Genomic DNA, 15,012 nt, shown 5'->3' with positions numbered 1-15,012 from the left:
TTAGTTAACGGTTAGTTGAGTGGAAAGCATAACGGCTTGATTCACGTCCGCTTTCTGTTTTCGCTTTATATTTAATAGAGCGAGATTGTTCGATAGTCAGAGGAATAAATACCCGGCCTTTTTCATCAGTTTGATATGTTTTTTTCTGTTGTGGAACATTGGCAACAGAAACCGATGCATTCGCAGCGGGCTGACCGTTTTCGGTCACGGTAACCCATGCGCCATTATGTGTATCTGCGACGCGGATATCCGCCAGGACAGAAGTCGACATCAGGATGGCAGCAGTAGCAGTCAGTACTTTTAAGCTAGACATATTCTTTACCTCATCAGTCTGCGGCAATTGCCTTATTCTCATTTGCAAGTGCAACGGTTTACCCATGCTTAAAATAAGACCGGCCGTCAGGTTCTATATTTCATTCTGAGTTAGATTGTTGTTGTTTTAATTCTTAATCAGGATGTTATGGCCTCAATATGATTAACCTTTCGGAAGATTCGAGATAAATGCGTTCGAAACAAAATCAATTCATATCTTCTCGAGCGATCCGTTAATTTGAGTATAGCGTCTGATCACAAAAACAGATGAAATTTTGATAGAATTTAAGGCTAACACTTTGTTTCATTTTACGTTATCGTATTAACAATTCATTCATATATTTAAGCAACTTAAAATTTATCATAAATAATTTAATAGAACTAATGGTTCATGAATGAGACAAGGTATTATAAAAAGTAACCCATGCATTTCACTTTTATAAATGTCATTTGGCATTGGTTTGACTGCAGTGATTATTTTTGACGCATATTCAATGTCAGTGCAATTGACGGTAGATTGACGGCTTGATGGATTGTGAATACGTAAATAACCACGCGATGGCAGTGATATATCCTGCCAGAATAACGTCAGCCGTTTTTATGCCACATCAATCTGTCTATAGAGCGCGGTGTGTAGTGGTTAAGCTTCGACAAGGGCTTTCAACTCATAGTATTCAAGATCCTCGGTGATCATGTGGGCTCGAGTCGCATCGGATTTGGTCATGACATGTTCCATGCCGATGTTTTTCAGGATCTTGCCTGGTGTTGGATCCCGACGGAAATGCTGGCCGTAAATCACCTCAAGGTGTAAGCGCTTGAAGCCGAATTCCGTGACGCGTTTGGCTGCTTCCGTACAGTAACCGTTGCCCCAAAACGGGACGCCCAGCCAGTAGCCGAGTTGGGCACGTTGATTGGCGATGTTGTGTAAGCCGACACATCCCACCAATTGATAATTCATCTTGAGGGTAATGGCATATATCGCGGACTGACCACTTTGCCAGCCTGCCAGGTGTTTCCCGATCCATTGCCCGGCCATCCCGTCCGTATAAGGGTGGGGGATGTTAATGGTGCCATTGGCAACTTGCTCATGACCGGCAAGACGCTGGACTTTGGGCGCGTCGGAGAGCTGGAATGGCCTCAGGATAAGTCGGTCCGTGGTGAGCAGCGGTTGGTGTCCCATGCGTGTTCCTTAAAATCTGATGATGTATGCACGTCAAGAAGAATGGCAGTTATTAAATCTCGTTCATATCAGAGATGCAATCGATTCGATCAAAGAGATGCAGAAACCTTGAATATGCGCCTGAAAGCGTAAGCGCAGGAGTTGACAGTTTGATGTCACCTCATGACGCGGGCGGCTCCTGAAATTGTATGTCTGGAACAGGCCGTGTGTGCAGAGCCTTTGAAGAGAAATCGAGTCACAGAATAGAGGAGAAGCAAATGGACACTTGAGAGCAAGGGGATGCTCAACGCGGGGAGATCAGGCTTCGGAGCGTGGTTGGGAGACTTGTTGCGCCTTCCATGTTGATTCACCGTAGGTGGCAATCTTTGCCAGCGCTTTCTTGATATTGTTCTCCAGCAGCAGCTTAATAAACCAACCGGTGCCGCGAAAGCGCGGAGAAAATTTGATGCGGTAGTGGATCAGGCTTTTATCGGCACTGAGGCTTTCGAAACGGATCCAGCCGCCGTGCTCGTTGAGGGGCGCACCCTCAATGATTTTATAGTGCAAATGTTCATTTTCTTTGTAATCGATAATCTGCTCGCGGAAACGAAAGCGGCCGAGGTTGACTTCTCGCACAGCCCCAATGCCATTCTCCTCGGGTTTGCCTTGTTTGATCAGTGAATACTCGGCATCAAAGAAGCGTCCGAGGTTGTTGTGATCGGTGAGCAACTGAAACAGGACTTGCTTAGGGACAGCTACTGCTTGTTCTAAGGCAATGCTATGAATAGCCATATCGTCAACCTTAAGTCGAGTTGTAATCAAGATGTTAACAAAATTGATGGGGGAGTCAATGGAAACAGGGTCTCTGTTTTGAGACATCTGTATCGCTACTATCTGTACAATCCATCCCGACACATCATGACCTGAAGCGGTGCGGAAGGGGGCCACACAGGCGCCAAATGGGAGCATCTGGTGCCGGGCTCCGGATTGATATCGATAAGAACCCGTTATTTATGAGAAGGTTAGAGTACGGTTTGGTCTGCGCGTCGGTATAGATTTGCGATAGAGTTAACAAATCAGGATGAGGTGCTGAAAAATAATGGTTGCAAAATGCATCATTGGCTCTTATATTGATTTTTGGTGATGTGAATAAGATGGTGATAAGTATTGAGGAGCGTGGATTCTTGAATCCGTTTAACAAACCGCTGTAAACCCATCTTGTTTGATATCTTCCCCTTAATCCCTGCTCTTTCGACTGAACTTTTTAAAACTTACAGGTTCTATGTTGAAAGTAACTTCATCAGGGTATGTGACGCATTACTTTTATTTAACTGTCATCAGGACGTCATATCCAGTTAGGTATAGTAAAGCTGATTTGAAGAGTAAGACGGTATTAATTAAGCGAAATATCAACCTTACTCGTTTTGGAAAATGAGAGGTAAATATGACTAATAACAGAAACCGCAGACAATGGTTCTACCATCAATCACAAACCACGAACGTGAAGGGTAGAACGAAGTAATTTCTGCTGCGCGAAGGCGCAATGTATTGATTCATATGCATATTTAGTGTGAAAAATGCCAGAAGCACAATAGCGTTAGTCTCCGTGTTTCTGGCTCAAATATCCGCTGAAAGCTTGTGCCAAAATAATCTAGTTTAAATTTCTTGATATTGAATTATTTATTTGCGATATAGCAAACGTTTGCCTTTTGATGACATGGTTTTATCAGGAAAATAGAGCAACGGTTATTTATAAATTGTCCCGCCAACCGATATTTCTTTCGGGAACTGTGTGACCGGTGCGCCACCCAAATAGATATTTCCCTTCACCACTAAAAACTGCGGCAAAGCGGTTATGGCCGTATTGGCCAGATACAGATCACCGCCGACATATAAGTAAGGCGGCAGCGTCTTAATTTTGGTCCCCATCAGGCTTAAGTCACCCGGTACCTGTAATCCGTTGTTGAGCGCCGTAATGTCTGAGTGGGCGAGATTGATATAACCATGAACAATCAGCTGCAAGGGAAGGGTTTTGATTTTGCTATAGGCCAGATTGAGGTTACCTTCGACCGTCAATTTGCGCGGCAACGACTCGATGTTACTGTACTCCAGATTCATGTTGCCGTTGACGATGAGCGGATCGGGTAATCGGAAGTTCTTGGCATTTCTTAGAAACAGGTTGCCATAGCTGTCGAGATAATTCAGCAACTTACGATCTGCGACGTATTGATTGGCCTGTAAAACTGGTGAGAAAACCAGGGGCAAGGTCAGCAGCAGGGGGAGGGCAATTCGCACACATCGCAATGTGCTTGATTTTGGCATCGAAGTTTCCGGCATGATAAGTCCTTGTTCATTATGCCTGTGTCTGCAGATGAGTCAATCACGGGCTGAATCAGACATGAATCAGATCTAAATAGGACGGCACTCTCAGGCGTCGATTCAGATTGGATTCAGAAATAAAACATTGTTTTATATTTTAAGTTTTGGTTCAGCTTCTCGGTGTAAAGTGGGTCTCAACAAATCGAACACTACCGAATGCATCAATGTGGTGCGTGGTATCGGATAATCGAGGAGCTATCCAATGAAAAAATTAGCAATGATCTCAACCCTGACTCTGGCCGCTGTGGCTGCAACCCCTGCATTTGCAGTCAGCACAGATTGGTTTGTGGGTGCCGGTGTCGGTTATCAGGAAGACAGTATCAAAGGCGCGAATGATCAGAATGGCGAAGATGTTGCGGTACAACTGCGAGGTGGTGCTATTTTGAACGACCATCATCGCTTGATGGGCACGTATAGCTACATGGATAAGAGCGAGCAAAACATGTTCCTGGCCTCGTATGACTATCTGATGCCGGTCGCACAAAAAGTGAATCTGTTTGCTGGTGTTTCTGCTGGTGTAGCTGACAGTGAAATCGGCAATGAAAGCGCCACTGACTTTGTGTGGGGCGGCCAAGTGGGCGCGATGTATCAAATCAACGAGCAATGGTCGACAGATTTGACCTACCGCTACCTGGAGCAGGACTATGAAGAGCACCAGACCAAACTGGAAAACTCACAGCAGCTGATGTGGTCTGTGGACTACAAATTCTAAAGCGATTGTTTTCCCGCTGGCGGGAAGATAACGACGTGCGGGGACTGGCTTTTGCCGGTCCCTGCATGTTTTCTGTACAAAAGAATCATTGATCACAAAAATATCAGCCTTTGGGCTTGTTAATGTGAACTATATCTCTATATACTCCGCTTCCGGCCAGAACCCTAGAGTTCAGCCACCTTAGTTACAAGCTGTCACCATGGAAATGTGAACGACCCACGGAGTTGGACCGGCGTTATTTTAGCTTGTTATCAAGGTGACTTGTATGTTGTACATGTGGGCGGAATCCAAATTATTCACTGAACTTCAGGGTTCAGAACCTTCCTATTTTGCTTTTTCCCCGAAAGCAGTCGCTCTCTTGTTGCAGCAAGCAGTAACACCTTCATATTTCGGCATTCCATTTATTCCAAGCAACAGGACGAAATAATGCAGTTGTTAATTAGTTTGGCCGGTATTTTAGTGCTGGTCGCATGCGCTTGCGCGTTATCTGAAAATCGAAAAGCCATTAACTGGCGTACCGTGGGCGGGGCTTTGTTGTTACAAGCCGGTTTTGCCGCTTTGGTCTTGTATATGCCGGTCGGGCAGATGATGTTGGGTGCAATGAGCAGCGGTGTCGCCAGCGTACTGGGTTTTGCCGATGAAGGGATCAAGTTCTTGTTTGGCGACCTCGCCAATTCCGGATTTATCTTTGCGGTTCGTGTCCTTCCTCTCGTTATCTTCATTAGTGCTCTGATCTCTCTTCTTTACTATCTCGGCGTGATGCAATGGGTCATCAAAGTTATTGGTGGCGGGATCCAGAAAGTCCTGGGCACCAGCCGTGCGGAATCGCTGGTGGCGACGGGGAATATCTTTTTGTCTCAGGGCGAATCGCCGCTGTTGGTGAAACCTTTCCTGTCGCGGATGACGCGCTCCGAGCTGTTTGCGGTCATGACCGGTGGTATGGCCTCGGTTGCCGGAAGTGTGCTGGGCGGTTACGCCGGTCTGGGGGTTGATCTGAAATATCTGATTGCCGCCAGCTTTATGGCCGCACCGGGGAGTTTGCTGATGGCGAAAATCCTGGTTCCTGAGCAGGGAACGCCGACGGAGCAAACGGATATCGAAATGGCATCAAGCGATCACAGCAATGCGATTGATGCGCTGGCATCCGGTGCCATGAACGGGATGCGCGTCGCAGTCGCTATCGGGACCATGCTGATTGCGTTCATCAGCGTGATCGCCATGGCCAATGCCGGTCTGGAAATGGTCGGTGAATGGTTTGGGGTGCAAAGCCTGACGATGCAAAGCATCCTGGGTTACCTGTTCTCGCCACTGGCCTTTATCATTGGTGTACCGGCTACTGAAATGCTGCAAGCTGGGGCGTTTATCGGCCAGAAATTGATCCTGAACGAGTTCGTAGCGTTTCTGGACTTCGTGAACATTAAAGAAACCCTGTCTCAGAACAGTCAGGTGATCATCACTTTCGCGCTGTGTGGCTTTGCCAACATTGGTTCGATTGCCATCCAGCTGGGTTCTATTGGTGTGATGGCGCCGGATCGTCGCAGTGATGTGGCGGGATTGGGCTTTAAAGCTGTGCTGGCGGCAACTCTGGCGAACCTGATGAGTGCTGCTCTGGCCGGGATTTTTGTGAGTCTGTAAGGGCGACAAGGTTACAAGGCGACAAGGCTTCCGCAAAGTGGGGCATTCAATGTGCCCCCTCAAAAACCGCCAATGCTTGGCGGTTTTTTTATCTGCTGTTTCGAAACGTGATCGTCCGGGGCTTATTTCTCATCAAATTGCTTGATGAGCACCGAGGTATCCGCACGGTTAAACCCGCGAGCTTGCAGCGCGGCGTACTTCTCATCCACCTGTTTGGTCAGAGGAAGATCGACGCCTAATTTTTCCGCCGCATCGAAGCAAATCCCGAGATCTTTGCGCATCCAGTCGATGGCAAAACCAAAATCGAATTTATCTTCCGCCATCGTGACTGCCCGGTTTTCCAACTGCCATGAGCCAGCTGCACCGTGCTTGAGCACTTCGGTCATTTTTTCAATGTCCAGACCTGCAGATTTGGCCAGCGTGATTGCTTCGGACAAGCCTTGCAGTACCCCGGCGATACAGATTTGGTTGGCCATTTTGGTGATCTGCCCGTAGCCGATATCGCCCATTAGGGTCGTGGCCTTGGCAAAGCAGTCGATAACCGGTTTAGCGGTCGCAAAAACGTCCGGTTTGCCGCCGACCATTACGGTCAGACAGCCATTGACCGCACCAGCTTCGCCACCGGAAACCGGGGCATCCATAAAGGCCATGCCTTTGGCTTCGGCCTGAGCAGCAATTTCACGGGCCACTTCAGCGGAGGCGGTGGTGTTATCGATCAGAATGGCGCCGGGTTTGGCGTGCGCGAGTATCCCGGATGGGCCGCAGTAGACTTCACGCAGATCATCGTCGTTGCCGACACAAGTAAAGATGAAATCAGCATTTTCAGCAGCTTCACCCGGTGTAAGCGCATACTGACCTTTGTAAGTTTCGACCCACTGCTGTGCTTTGGCTGTGGTGCGATTATAGACCGTGATCGGATGTCCGGCGTTGGCCAGGTGACCGGCCATTGGAAAGCCCATGGTTCCCAGCCCGATAAATGCAATGTTTATTGTTGTCATCTGTTGCTTCCCTGTTTGTTTGAATCGTCAGGCGAATGGGCATCACTATAATGAACCCGCCTGGTGTCAGCAATGAAAAAACGGCAGGGGTACCGGATGACCGATGCATCGTCCAGCGAGGGCTGCAACACGAAGCGCAGTCGTCGGGGAGGTGAACTTACGGGGCCACAGGCGTAATAATTCCTTGTGCCATTCGTGTACACCTCCTATGATGCCAGCAGTAATGGTATAAGACGGTCTGGAGTGCTGGTCATATGCTTCGGAAGCTTTTGAGCATGATTTTGTTGGTCGTATGTGTTGGTCTGGGCGTCCTTGCGCCGGCTTCTGCACATCTGGCAACAGCGATAGCCCCGCAGCTTGTTACAGGACCGGTTCAGCAATTCTCTCCGCTTGCCGGCGCTCAATCTGAAGGTGCTCTCTTTGACGAAGCTGCCCTCGATGATCCGCGCTTTGTCGGTTCTCATGTCGACGCAACTGCAGGAGAGCGGGATTTCAGCGCCGTTCCGGAAGCTACGTCCGTGTTCCCGAGTTCGGACACCTGCAGCAAGGCGCCGCCAGAACAAGACAACCATCACCATTCCTCCTCCGATCGGCAACTGGATCCGGCATTGTTCGGATCCTCCCGGATGGCCCTTGGCTGTCGGGATAACGCAGATGAACCTGAGCCGCAGTATTTGCTGGTATTCGAGCTGCCGATTGAGCCGGCACCAAGTTTTGCTGTTGGCTACCGTATCGATTTTCATGCCACGCTGGACTGGACCCGTCGGGTGATCCCGCCAGCCGGGCGAGTCGCTGGCTGGAAAGACAGTAATCAGCTCTATCAACCCCATCCGCATCACTTTTCTCTTGTACGCTGATCGCGTCTGAATCGACGCCGGCGCAGGTCTGCCGTTCCACGGCACCTGTCACAATGTACCGCTTCCTGCCGCTGTTACAGCAAGGCTGGCGGGCGTTTCGTATTTGCCGACGGTTGTCGGCAACGGGGTCCGGCGCATGTTTGCCATGGTCGGAACCTAGTGCATGGTAAAAAACAATGAGAAAGAAACAATTACAACGACGGCTGAACCACTATCCATTATGGAAATATGTGGTGTTGGTGGTCTCTTTCATCGTGATGCTGTTGAGTGCCCTCCCGACCTGGTATGGCGAAGATGCGGCAATCCAGATCGGATCATCGGGCGACGCGGGGCCGGATATCGTTCAGCTTGCGCATGAATTGGCTGCCCAGGGGATTGCCGTCAAGCGGATTGATCAGCAGCCGGAAAGAACGGTTGTGGTCCTGCAGCAGCCTTCGCAGCAAACCGAAGCCAAGCAAATATTAGCGGCGCTCTTCGGGGTTGACGCCAGCGATAGCCGGTTAACCCTGGCGATGTCACCGGCGGCTCCGGACTGGCTGCAACAACTGGGTTTTGTTCCCATTAAGCTGGGGCTGGATTTACGGGGCGGGGTTCAGTTTCTGCTGGAGGTGGACCTTGAGCCCGTGTATCAGGCCCACGCGACACAGCTCCGGGACTCGCTGCGACAAACCCTGCGCCAGCAAGGGATCCGCCAGGCCCGGGTGACACTGGCCGCTTCAGATCGCCTGACCGTGTTGCTGCCCTCCACGGAAGCCGAGGGGCAAGTGCGGCAGTATCTGCGACAGCAAGCGCCGCAATGGCAAGTGGTCTATGGGGCCGGAAATCAGCTGATCTTAATGATGAGTCCGGAGGAGCAACGCGCGCTACGCCAACTCACGGTCCAGCAAAACTTGCAAACTATGCGCAGCCGGATTGAGGAGTTGGGGATCACCGAAGCCCTGGTGCAACGCCAGGGCGAGAACCGGATCCGGATTGAGCTGCCCGGCGTTCAGGATCCGGCAGCAGCAAAACGTGTGCTGGGGGCAACGGCCAGTCTGGCATTTCATGTCGTCAAGGCCCCCGGCAGTGACAGCAGCATCCTATTGTCGGATGCACAGGGACAGCCGGTCCGTATGGCCCGCCAGCCGGTATTGACCGGCGAGCATATTGTTGATGCCCGGGCCGGGTTTGGTGAAATGGGTGCTGCGGAGGTCAATATCACTCTGGATCGGACTGGCGGACAACTGATGTCGTCTTTCTCCCGTCAGCATATCGGCAAGGCGATGGCGACGGTCTTTAGTGAGTACAGCCGGGATGCGGCAGGGAATACTGAGCAACACAGTCAGGTGATCAGCGTGGCCAAGATACAGAGCCAACTGGGCAACCGCTTTCGCATCACCGGCGCCGGAAATATTGCCGATGCGCAGGAGTTGGCACTGTTGCTGCGTGCCGGATCGCTGACAGCCCCGGTCACTATTGTGGAAGAGCGGACGATTGGCCCGACCCTGGGGGCCGAGAATATCGACAATGGCTTTGCCGCTTTGGCATTGGGTTTAGGCATGACCCTCGTCTTCATGGCGCTCTGGTACCGGCGGTTGGGATGGGTCGCCAATATTGCCCTGATTGCCAATATGGTGATGTTGTTTGGTTTGTTGGCTTTGATCCCGGGTGCGGTGCTGACCTTGCCGGGAATCGCGGGTCTGGTGCTGACGGTGGGCATGGCCGTGGATACCAATGTGCTGATTTTCGAACGGATCCGCGACAAGCTTCAGGAAGGCCGCAGCCTGGCGCAAGCGATCGATCAGGGATTTCGCAGCGCCTTTACGACAATCTTCGATGCGAACTTCACCACCATGATCACCGCAGTGGTGTTGTATGCCGTGGGGAATGGTCCGGTGCAGGGCTTTGCCCTGACGCTGGGACTGGGTTTGTTGACCAGTATGTTTACCGGTATTTTTGCTTCCCGCGCCCTGATCAATCTGGTGTGGGGTCGTGATGCACGACGTGAGGTGCGAATTTAAAGATGATGATTTCGATTAAAAATGCTACCCGGTGGCGCTACTTCACCACCCTGGTGTCGCTGATCCTGTTGGTCGCATCCCTTCTGACGATTGGGATTCGCGGTTTGAACTGGGGGCTGGATTTTACCGGGGGGATTGTCACCGAGGTGCAGTTCAAACAGGCGGTTACCAGCCACGAGCTGGCTCTGGTACTGGATACCGCACTGGGCCAGGATGTGAGTGTGATTGCTGCCGGTGAGCCTGGCCGTTGGGTGTTGCGCTACGCGATCCCGGCGCAGGGGCAGGTGCCGGATGTGGCTGACGCCCTGAACAAGCTGGATACCACAGTGCAGGTGTTAAACACCAGTATGGTGGGGCCGCAAGTGGGACAGGAACTGGCAGAGCAGGGGGGCTTGGCCCTGTTGGTGTCAGTGTTGTGCATCTTGGGCTATCTGAGCTACCGCTTCGAATGGCGGTTGGCATCCGGCGCGGTGGTTGCACTGGCCCATGATGTGATTTTCGTGTTGGGCTTTTTTGCGGCGACACAAATGGAGTTCAACCTCACTGTATTGGCAGCGGTGTTGGCCATTCTGGGATATTCCCTGAATGACTCGATCATTATTGCCGATCGTATCCGGGAAGTGCTGATTGCCAAACCACAGGCACCGATCAGCCAGGTCAGCAATGAGGCCCTGGCGGCGACTATCTCACGGACGCTGGTTACATCGGGCACCACGCTGATGACTGTCGGGGCGTTGTGGTTACTGGGGGGCGGGCCGCTGGAGGGGTTTGCGCTGGCGATGTTCATCGGGATTCTGACCGGAACCTGGTCATCGGTCTCAGTCGGAACAGTGTTGCCGGAAATACTGAGGCTCAAGGCCCGTCACTATCTGCCTGAGCCGGTGAGTGAAATGCCCTGATTCACAGGTAATCACGGGCAAAAAAGTAAACGGACAGCATCAAGGTCGCTTCGGCGGCCTTTGTCTTAGGATTGAGACGATTAGAACTATTTTATGATGACTTTCATTTTTCGAATGCAAATTAATCAATACTTGTCGATACTCAATTTAACTTCACTAATAGAACTGTGCGAAAAGTCACATTATTTGGTTGCTTGAATCGCAAGGAAAGTGAAGCGCAATCGCGGTTGCATTTATCGAAAGTGAGCGTGACGAGTTTTAACTTAATCCACAGATAAATGACAAAGGCTGTTTTATGTACGACACAGAAATGAAGTTAAATCATCGAATTGTCCAGTTTGTCGATGCGCAGCTACATGATTTACTGGATACGGAGCCGGTTTCAGAACCTTGTCCCGAGAAGGGCGAACGTGTGATGCATGAAGCCATGTTGTCGATCCTGACCCAGTACCTGTCGGGTCTGAAGGCAATTAACTGTCTGCTGAATAAAGGTTTTGTGGCGCAAACCCGCGGGATTTTCCAAACTCTGGGGGATGATTACGAAGATATTATTTTCCTCAGTCTGCCCAGCCAGAACGGGCAAATGACCCCGCTTCATCATGAATACCTCAAGAGCGTGGCTGGTGAAGAATATCACGGCTGCTATAGTCCCGTTTCCCGTTGTGAAATTCGCAATATGATTAAGCAGGCGAAAAGCATCAATCATAATGTGTTTCAACTGTATCCGAAAAAGCAGGCCCTCCAGGTGCTGCGTCCCCATGGTGGAAAGCCCTGCTCGGCCGAGGTTGCCATTGATCTTCATCGGCATTTTGCCTACAAAGCGATTTTGCTGGCGGTGCTGACGGCTAAAGTTGCCGGCAATCTTGAAGTGATGGGGGCTTGTCTGAATTTCCGGGCACATTTGGAAATGACGGATCCGCATACCGTACGCTTTGATATGCCCAGTATTCCTCAGCCTCAAACCGTACGACCGGCCCAGCGCTACGCTGCGGTGAGATAAAGTTCCTGCCAGCTACCCAAGGCCTTTACAATTGTGTTAACGTCAATGTCAGGGTTTATAAGGGAATTTGGGTAGACAATGGGAAAGAAGCAACAAGACACCAAAATTATCACCGCTGGGCGTGCGAAAAAGTGGACCCAGCATCTGGTGAATCCACCGGTCAGTCGGGCATCGACAATTGTGTTTGATTCTGTCGCAGAGATGAAGCATGCGACGGCGAACCGTGCCAATAAAGCGCTATTTTACGGACGCCGCGGTACCAACACACACTTTGCGTTTCAGGAAGCCATGGTAGAGCTTGAAGGCGGCGTCGGGTGTGCGCTGTATCCGTGTGGTACCGCCGCGATTAGCAACGCCATTCTCTCTTTTGTGAAGGCCGGTGATCACATTCTCATGGTGGATGGGGTGTATGAGCCGACCCGCGACTTTTGCGACAAGATTCTCGACAAGATGGGTGTGGAAACGACCTATTATGATCCGATGATCGGTGAGGGGATCCGCGAGCTGATCCGTCCGAATACGACCGTGCTGTTTTTGGAATCGCCGTGTTCAATTACGATGGAAGTGCAGGATGTCCCGACGCTGGCGCGTGTCGCGCATGAACACGATCTGGTTGTGATGTTGGATAACACCTGGGCCTCTCCGATTCATTTTCAACCTTTTGAGCATGGTGTGGATATTTCTATCCAGGCGGCCACCAAATACATTGTTGGTCACTCTGATGTGATGCTGGGGACAGCGACGGCCAATGAACGCTGCTGGGATCAACTGCGGGAAAGCAGTTATTTGATGGGGCAGTGCACGTCTCCGGATGATGTCTACCTGGCGATGCGTGGTTTACGTACGCTGGGGGTCCGCTTGAAGCAACATGAACAAAGCGGTCTGAGAGTGGCTCGCTGGTTGGCTGAGCGCGAAGAAGTGGATCATGTACGCCATCCGGCGCTGCCGGGTTGTGAAGGGCATGAGTTCTTCGTCCGAGATTTTCAGGGGGCTAACGGTTTATTCTCCGTGGTGCTTAATCGCGGCAATACCGAAGCGCTGACGGCGCTGCTCGACGGCATGGAGCATTTCAGCATGGGCTACTCCTGGGGGGGATTCGAGAGCCTGATTTTGGCCAATGAGAATATCAATACCCTGAGAACCGCCAAGAAGAAAGATTTTGCCGGACCTATGCTGCGCCTGCATATCGGCCTGGAAGATGTCGATGATCTGATCCGGGATCTTGAAGCCGGTTTTGAGCGTTTCAATGCCGTGCTGAATCATCAATAACACAATTCTCCAGTCAGGCTGCATCCCGCAGCCTGATTCATTTTCCCCTCTGAATTTATCATCCTTTTCATTGTCCTAAAGCCCTTGGTGTGACGCTGAACCCTGCCTGTTGCGGTGGTTTGGGTATAGACTTAGATCACTGAAAACAAAATGCAGCAGGGGCCTTATGATGAAGCAATGTTTACGCTGGCTGGTTCTGGGAACACTGGTGTTGACCATGTTGGGGTGTAGCCGATCCGAGATGGAAGAATACCGATTGTATCCCGATGCCTATGTCAGTAATGTTGAGTACGACAGTATTTATCATTATGGGTATAACCAGGGGTGTGAAAGTGCACTGAATCTCAGTGGCAGCCCGGATATGGATTACCAGAAAGATGTCACTCTGGAGAACAGCGAGACCCGTTTCGATGAAGGGTGGGAAGATGGCAAGGCGGCGTGTGCCAATGGTCAGCGTCAGCTGATGCCGTCATTGATCATCACCGGGCAGGTTTCAGGTCAGCAGTACTGAGCTCGTTAATTTATTTCCGGTCAATATGGATTTATTGGCGATTCTTTCACATTCAACCTCAATAAACCCGGTGATGATTGAAATGGCATCGTAAATTATCGTATCAATTACGAATATGAAATTATATGACTATTGTTGCGATGAGGTGTAAGCCAAAAAAAACAGACCATTTGGTCTGTTTTATTTTCCAATATTACAAAAGCACAAAAACTTCACCTAGCCACACACTTCATGGTTATTGATTTTGGTCAGTAATATTTTCAGCGCTTATGCAGCATTGGGTTGGGTCAATAGCTGAACCTGGCCCTCGCGAAACGCTACGGGTACGACGGCATGTACTTCAGGCAAAAGCAGGAAAGCATCCTGATTCGTTTCGATAACGACTTGCAGGTGCTGATCCAATGCCTGGTATAGCTGCGGTGTTCGTAGTTGTTTACTTTGATTGCCAAGCTGACTGTATTGACCTTTACTTGAGTACACCCAGATATTGAAAGGCGCTTTGCCCCGTTCTAGCTGCTCGATAAAATCGGCAATATGTCTCATAAAAGTCCTTTTGTTATGGTCAATATTTTAATATTGACCGTCCTATTATGGGATGAAGGTAAATTTTTTCAATTTGAAATCAGTTGCTTTTCTTGGTTAATGTGATCTGGGCGTCGTTTTGCTGCAAATTCCAGTTGCAAATATTTTGTCCAGATAAAGCAAATAATAAAAAGCGATTAAAAGAAGTAGTGTTAACGTGAATATTTATAATGAAGCGTTTGAGGATTCAGCGGGTATCAATGAAATACCAGTTTCATATGGGTTTTTTTACTGTCGCTTCTTTATTGATGTATTGCAGAAGTGTGCGCTGGCGGCTCAACTTTTGGGGAGCGGCTTAAAGATCAGAATCGGTTGAGGTTGCGGCTGGGCTTCCAGCGTGCGGTACAGTTCCATATATTGCTGGCGAAACTGGGCAGTATCCATACCGGAAGGAAGGTTGTTAGCCTGCGTCTGGGATGTTGACGAACAGCCTGAAAGGCACAGAAAACATCCCAGCGATGCCGAAAAGAAGGTCAGCTTACAGCGTTTCTTGACCATCGTTTATCCTGTGCGGTGAATCACCGGGAAAGATTTACGGGGACTCGATCAATCTGTCATTCAATTATAATGCATTCTTAAGACACGTCGCTTTTTTGAGACGCGGGAAAGTGTCATGATACAGCCATCTATTGAAGGCTGAATGGGCGGATCTTCTGTGTTACGTCAATCGGAAGAACGCCTGAAGAGAAAGAGTGAGTT

Annotated in this window: 15 protein-coding genes; 8 read left to right on the top strand and 7 right to left on the bottom strand. The window is 50.1% G+C overall.

Annotated features, from left to right (window positions below):
- Positions 1 to 4: 4 nt before the first annotated feature.
- The 4 genes from NH461_RS20380 to NH461_RS20365 all read right to left on the bottom strand — a co-directional run bounded on the left by NH461_RS20380 (position 5) and on the right by NH461_RS20365 (position 3,793).
- Entirely contained in the window at positions 5 to 313 is a 309-nt protein-coding gene (locus NH461_RS20380; RefSeq protein ID WP_261604426.1) for a DUF4198 domain-containing protein, read from the bottom strand.
- A 639-nt stretch (positions 314 to 952) separates the two neighbouring features.
- Positions 953 to 1,492 carry a GNAT family N-acetyltransferase gene (locus NH461_RS20375; RefSeq protein WP_261604425.1) on the bottom strand — a complete coding sequence of 180 codons (540 nt, stop codon included), beginning with the start codon at positions 1,490 to 1,492 and terminating at the stop codon, positions 953 to 955.
- 297 nt (positions 1,493 to 1,789) lie between these two features.
- Positions 1,790 to 2,440 (bottom strand): SRPBCC family protein, encoded by a 651-nt coding sequence (locus tag NH461_RS20370; RefSeq protein WP_261604424.1) that lies wholly within the window; start codon positions 2,438 to 2,440, stop codon positions 1,790 to 1,792.
- Positions 2,441 to 3,217: 777 nt separating this feature from the next.
- Positions 3,218 to 3,793, bottom strand: coding sequence for a hypothetical protein (locus tag NH461_RS20365; protein WP_261604423.1), 576 nt, complete (start codon positions 3,791 to 3,793; stop codon positions 3,218 to 3,220).
- Between the two features lie 259 nt (positions 3,794 to 4,052).
- Here NH461_RS20365 and NH461_RS20360 point away from each other — a divergent pair, with 259 nt between their 5' ends.
- On the top strand, positions 4,053 to 4,562 hold the full coding sequence (locus NH461_RS20360) for a porin family protein (RefSeq protein ID WP_261604422.1): 510 nt from the start codon (positions 4,053 to 4,055) through the stop codon (positions 4,560 to 4,562).
- Positions 4,563 to 4,988: 426 nt separating this feature from the next.
- Positions 4,989 to 6,197, top strand: a complete 1,209-nt coding sequence (locus NH461_RS20355) for a NupC/NupG family nucleoside CNT transporter (protein WP_261604421.1) — start codon at positions 4,989 to 4,991, stop codon at positions 6,195 to 6,197.
- Between the two features lie 122 nt (positions 6,198 to 6,319).
- On the opposite strand, the gene NH461_RS20350 is transcribed toward NH461_RS20355, so the two are convergent.
- Entirely contained in the window at positions 6,320 to 7,195 is an 876-nt protein-coding gene (locus tag NH461_RS20350) for an NAD(P)-dependent oxidoreductase (protein WP_261604420.1), read from the bottom strand.
- Between the two features lie 275 nt (positions 7,196 to 7,470).
- Between NH461_RS20350 and NH461_RS20345 the strand changes: the two genes are divergently transcribed.
- From NH461_RS20345 to NH461_RS20320, 6 genes are all read left to right on the top strand, one after another.
- Positions 7,471 to 8,052, top strand: a complete 582-nt coding sequence (locus NH461_RS20345) for a hypothetical protein (RefSeq protein WP_261604419.1) — start codon at positions 7,471 to 7,473, stop codon at positions 8,050 to 8,052.
- 176 nt (positions 8,053 to 8,228) lie between these two features.
- Complete coding sequence (secD, locus tag NH461_RS20340; RefSeq protein WP_261604418.1) at positions 8,229 to 10,052, top strand: protein translocase subunit SecD; 1,824 nt, start codon at positions 8,229 to 8,231, stop codon at positions 10,050 to 10,052.
- Positions 10,053 to 10,054: 2 nt separating this feature from the next.
- Positions 10,055 to 10,951, top strand: coding sequence for a protein translocase subunit SecF (gene secF, locus NH461_RS20335; protein WP_410000134.1), 897 nt, complete (start codon positions 10,055 to 10,057; stop codon positions 10,949 to 10,951).
- 295 nt (positions 10,952 to 11,246) lie between these two features.
- A complete protein-coding gene (locus tag NH461_RS20330) occupies positions 11,247 to 11,951 on the top strand; it encodes a hypothetical protein (protein WP_261604417.1) in 705 nt (234 codons plus the stop codon).
- Between the two features lie 78 nt (positions 11,952 to 12,029).
- Positions 12,030 to 13,220, top strand: a complete 1,191-nt coding sequence (locus tag NH461_RS20325; RefSeq protein ID WP_261604416.1) for a cystathionine beta-lyase — start codon at positions 12,030 to 12,032, stop codon at positions 13,218 to 13,220.
- A 166-nt stretch (positions 13,221 to 13,386) separates the two neighbouring features.
- A complete protein-coding gene (locus NH461_RS20320; RefSeq protein ID WP_261604415.1) occupies positions 13,387 to 13,731 on the top strand; it encodes a hypothetical protein in 345 nt (114 codons plus the stop codon).
- A gap of 267 nt (positions 13,732 to 13,998) precedes the next feature.
- On the opposite strand, the gene NH461_RS20315 is transcribed toward NH461_RS20320, so the two are convergent.
- Both NH461_RS20315 and NH461_RS20310 read right to left on the bottom strand, forming a co-directional pair.
- The gene (locus tag NH461_RS20315) at positions 13,999 to 14,274 is read right to left on the bottom strand and encodes a hypothetical protein (protein ID WP_261604414.1); all 276 of its coding nucleotides are present in this window, start codon (positions 14,272 to 14,274) and stop codon (positions 13,999 to 14,001) included.
- A gap of 315 nt (positions 14,275 to 14,589) precedes the next feature.
- The gene (locus NH461_RS20310) at positions 14,590 to 14,811 is read right to left on the bottom strand and encodes a hypothetical protein (RefSeq protein WP_261604413.1); all 222 of its coding nucleotides are present in this window, start codon (positions 14,809 to 14,811) and stop codon (positions 14,590 to 14,592) included.
- Between the last annotated feature and the right edge of the window lie 201 nt (positions 14,812 to 15,012).

This window comes from Photobacterium sp. TY1-4, assembly GCF_025398175.1.
In the GTDB taxonomy this organism is placed as follows: domain Bacteria; phylum Pseudomonadota; class Gammaproteobacteria; order Enterobacterales; family Vibrionaceae; genus Photobacterium.
The sequence above is the reverse complement of the archived record's forward strand: the minus strand, read 5'-3'. Positions and strand labels throughout refer to the sequence as shown.

Bases quoted from the DNA above. Each gene is read 5' to 3' on its own strand.
- NH461_RS20380 (WP_261604426.1), bottom strand. From the start codon at position 313: ATGTCTAGCTTAAAAGTACTGACTGCTACTGCTGCCATCCTGATGTCG.
- NH461_RS20375 (WP_261604425.1), bottom strand. From the start codon at position 1,492: ATGGGACACCAACCGCTGCTCACCACGGACCGACTTATCCTGAGGCCA.
- NH461_RS20370 (WP_261604424.1), bottom strand. From the start codon at position 2,440: ATGCTCCCATTTGGCGCCTGTGTGGCCCCCTTCCGCACCGCTTCAGGT.
- NH461_RS20365 (WP_261604423.1), bottom strand. From the start codon at position 3,793: ATGCCAAAATCAAGCACATTGCGATGTGTGCGAATTGCCCTCCCCCTG.
- NH461_RS20360 (WP_261604422.1), top strand. From the start codon at position 4,053: ATGAAAAAATTAGCAATGATCTCAACCCTGACTCTGGCCGCTGTGGCT.
- NH461_RS20355 (WP_261604421.1), top strand. From the start codon at position 4,989: ATGCAGTTGTTAATTAGTTTGGCCGGTATTTTAGTGCTGGTCGCATGC.
- NH461_RS20350 (WP_261604420.1), bottom strand. From the start codon at position 7,195: ATGACAACAATAAACATTGCATTTATCGGGCTGGGAACCATGGGCTTT.
- NH461_RS20345 (WP_261604419.1), top strand. From the start codon at position 7,471: ATGATTTTGTTGGTCGTATGTGTTGGTCTGGGCGTCCTTGCGCCGGCT.
- secD (WP_261604418.1), top strand. From the start codon at position 8,229: ATGAGAAAGAAACAATTACAACGACGGCTGAACCACTATCCATTATGG.
- secF (WP_410000134.1), top strand. From the start codon at position 10,055: ATGATGATTTCGATTAAAAATGCTACCCGGTGGCGCTACTTCACCACC.
- NH461_RS20330 (WP_261604417.1), top strand. From the start codon at position 11,247: ATGTACGACACAGAAATGAAGTTAAATCATCGAATTGTCCAGTTTGTC.
- NH461_RS20325 (WP_261604416.1), top strand. From the start codon at position 12,030: ATGGGAAAGAAGCAACAAGACACCAAAATTATCACCGCTGGGCGTGCG.
- NH461_RS20320 (WP_261604415.1), top strand. From the start codon at position 13,387: ATGATGAAGCAATGTTTACGCTGGCTGGTTCTGGGAACACTGGTGTTG.
- NH461_RS20315 (WP_261604414.1), bottom strand. From the start codon at position 14,274: ATGAGACATATTGCCGATTTTATCGAGCAGCTAGAACGGGGCAAAGCG.
- NH461_RS20310 (WP_261604413.1), bottom strand. From the start codon at position 14,811: ATGGTCAAGAAACGCTGTAAGCTGACCTTCTTTTCGGCATCGCTGGGA.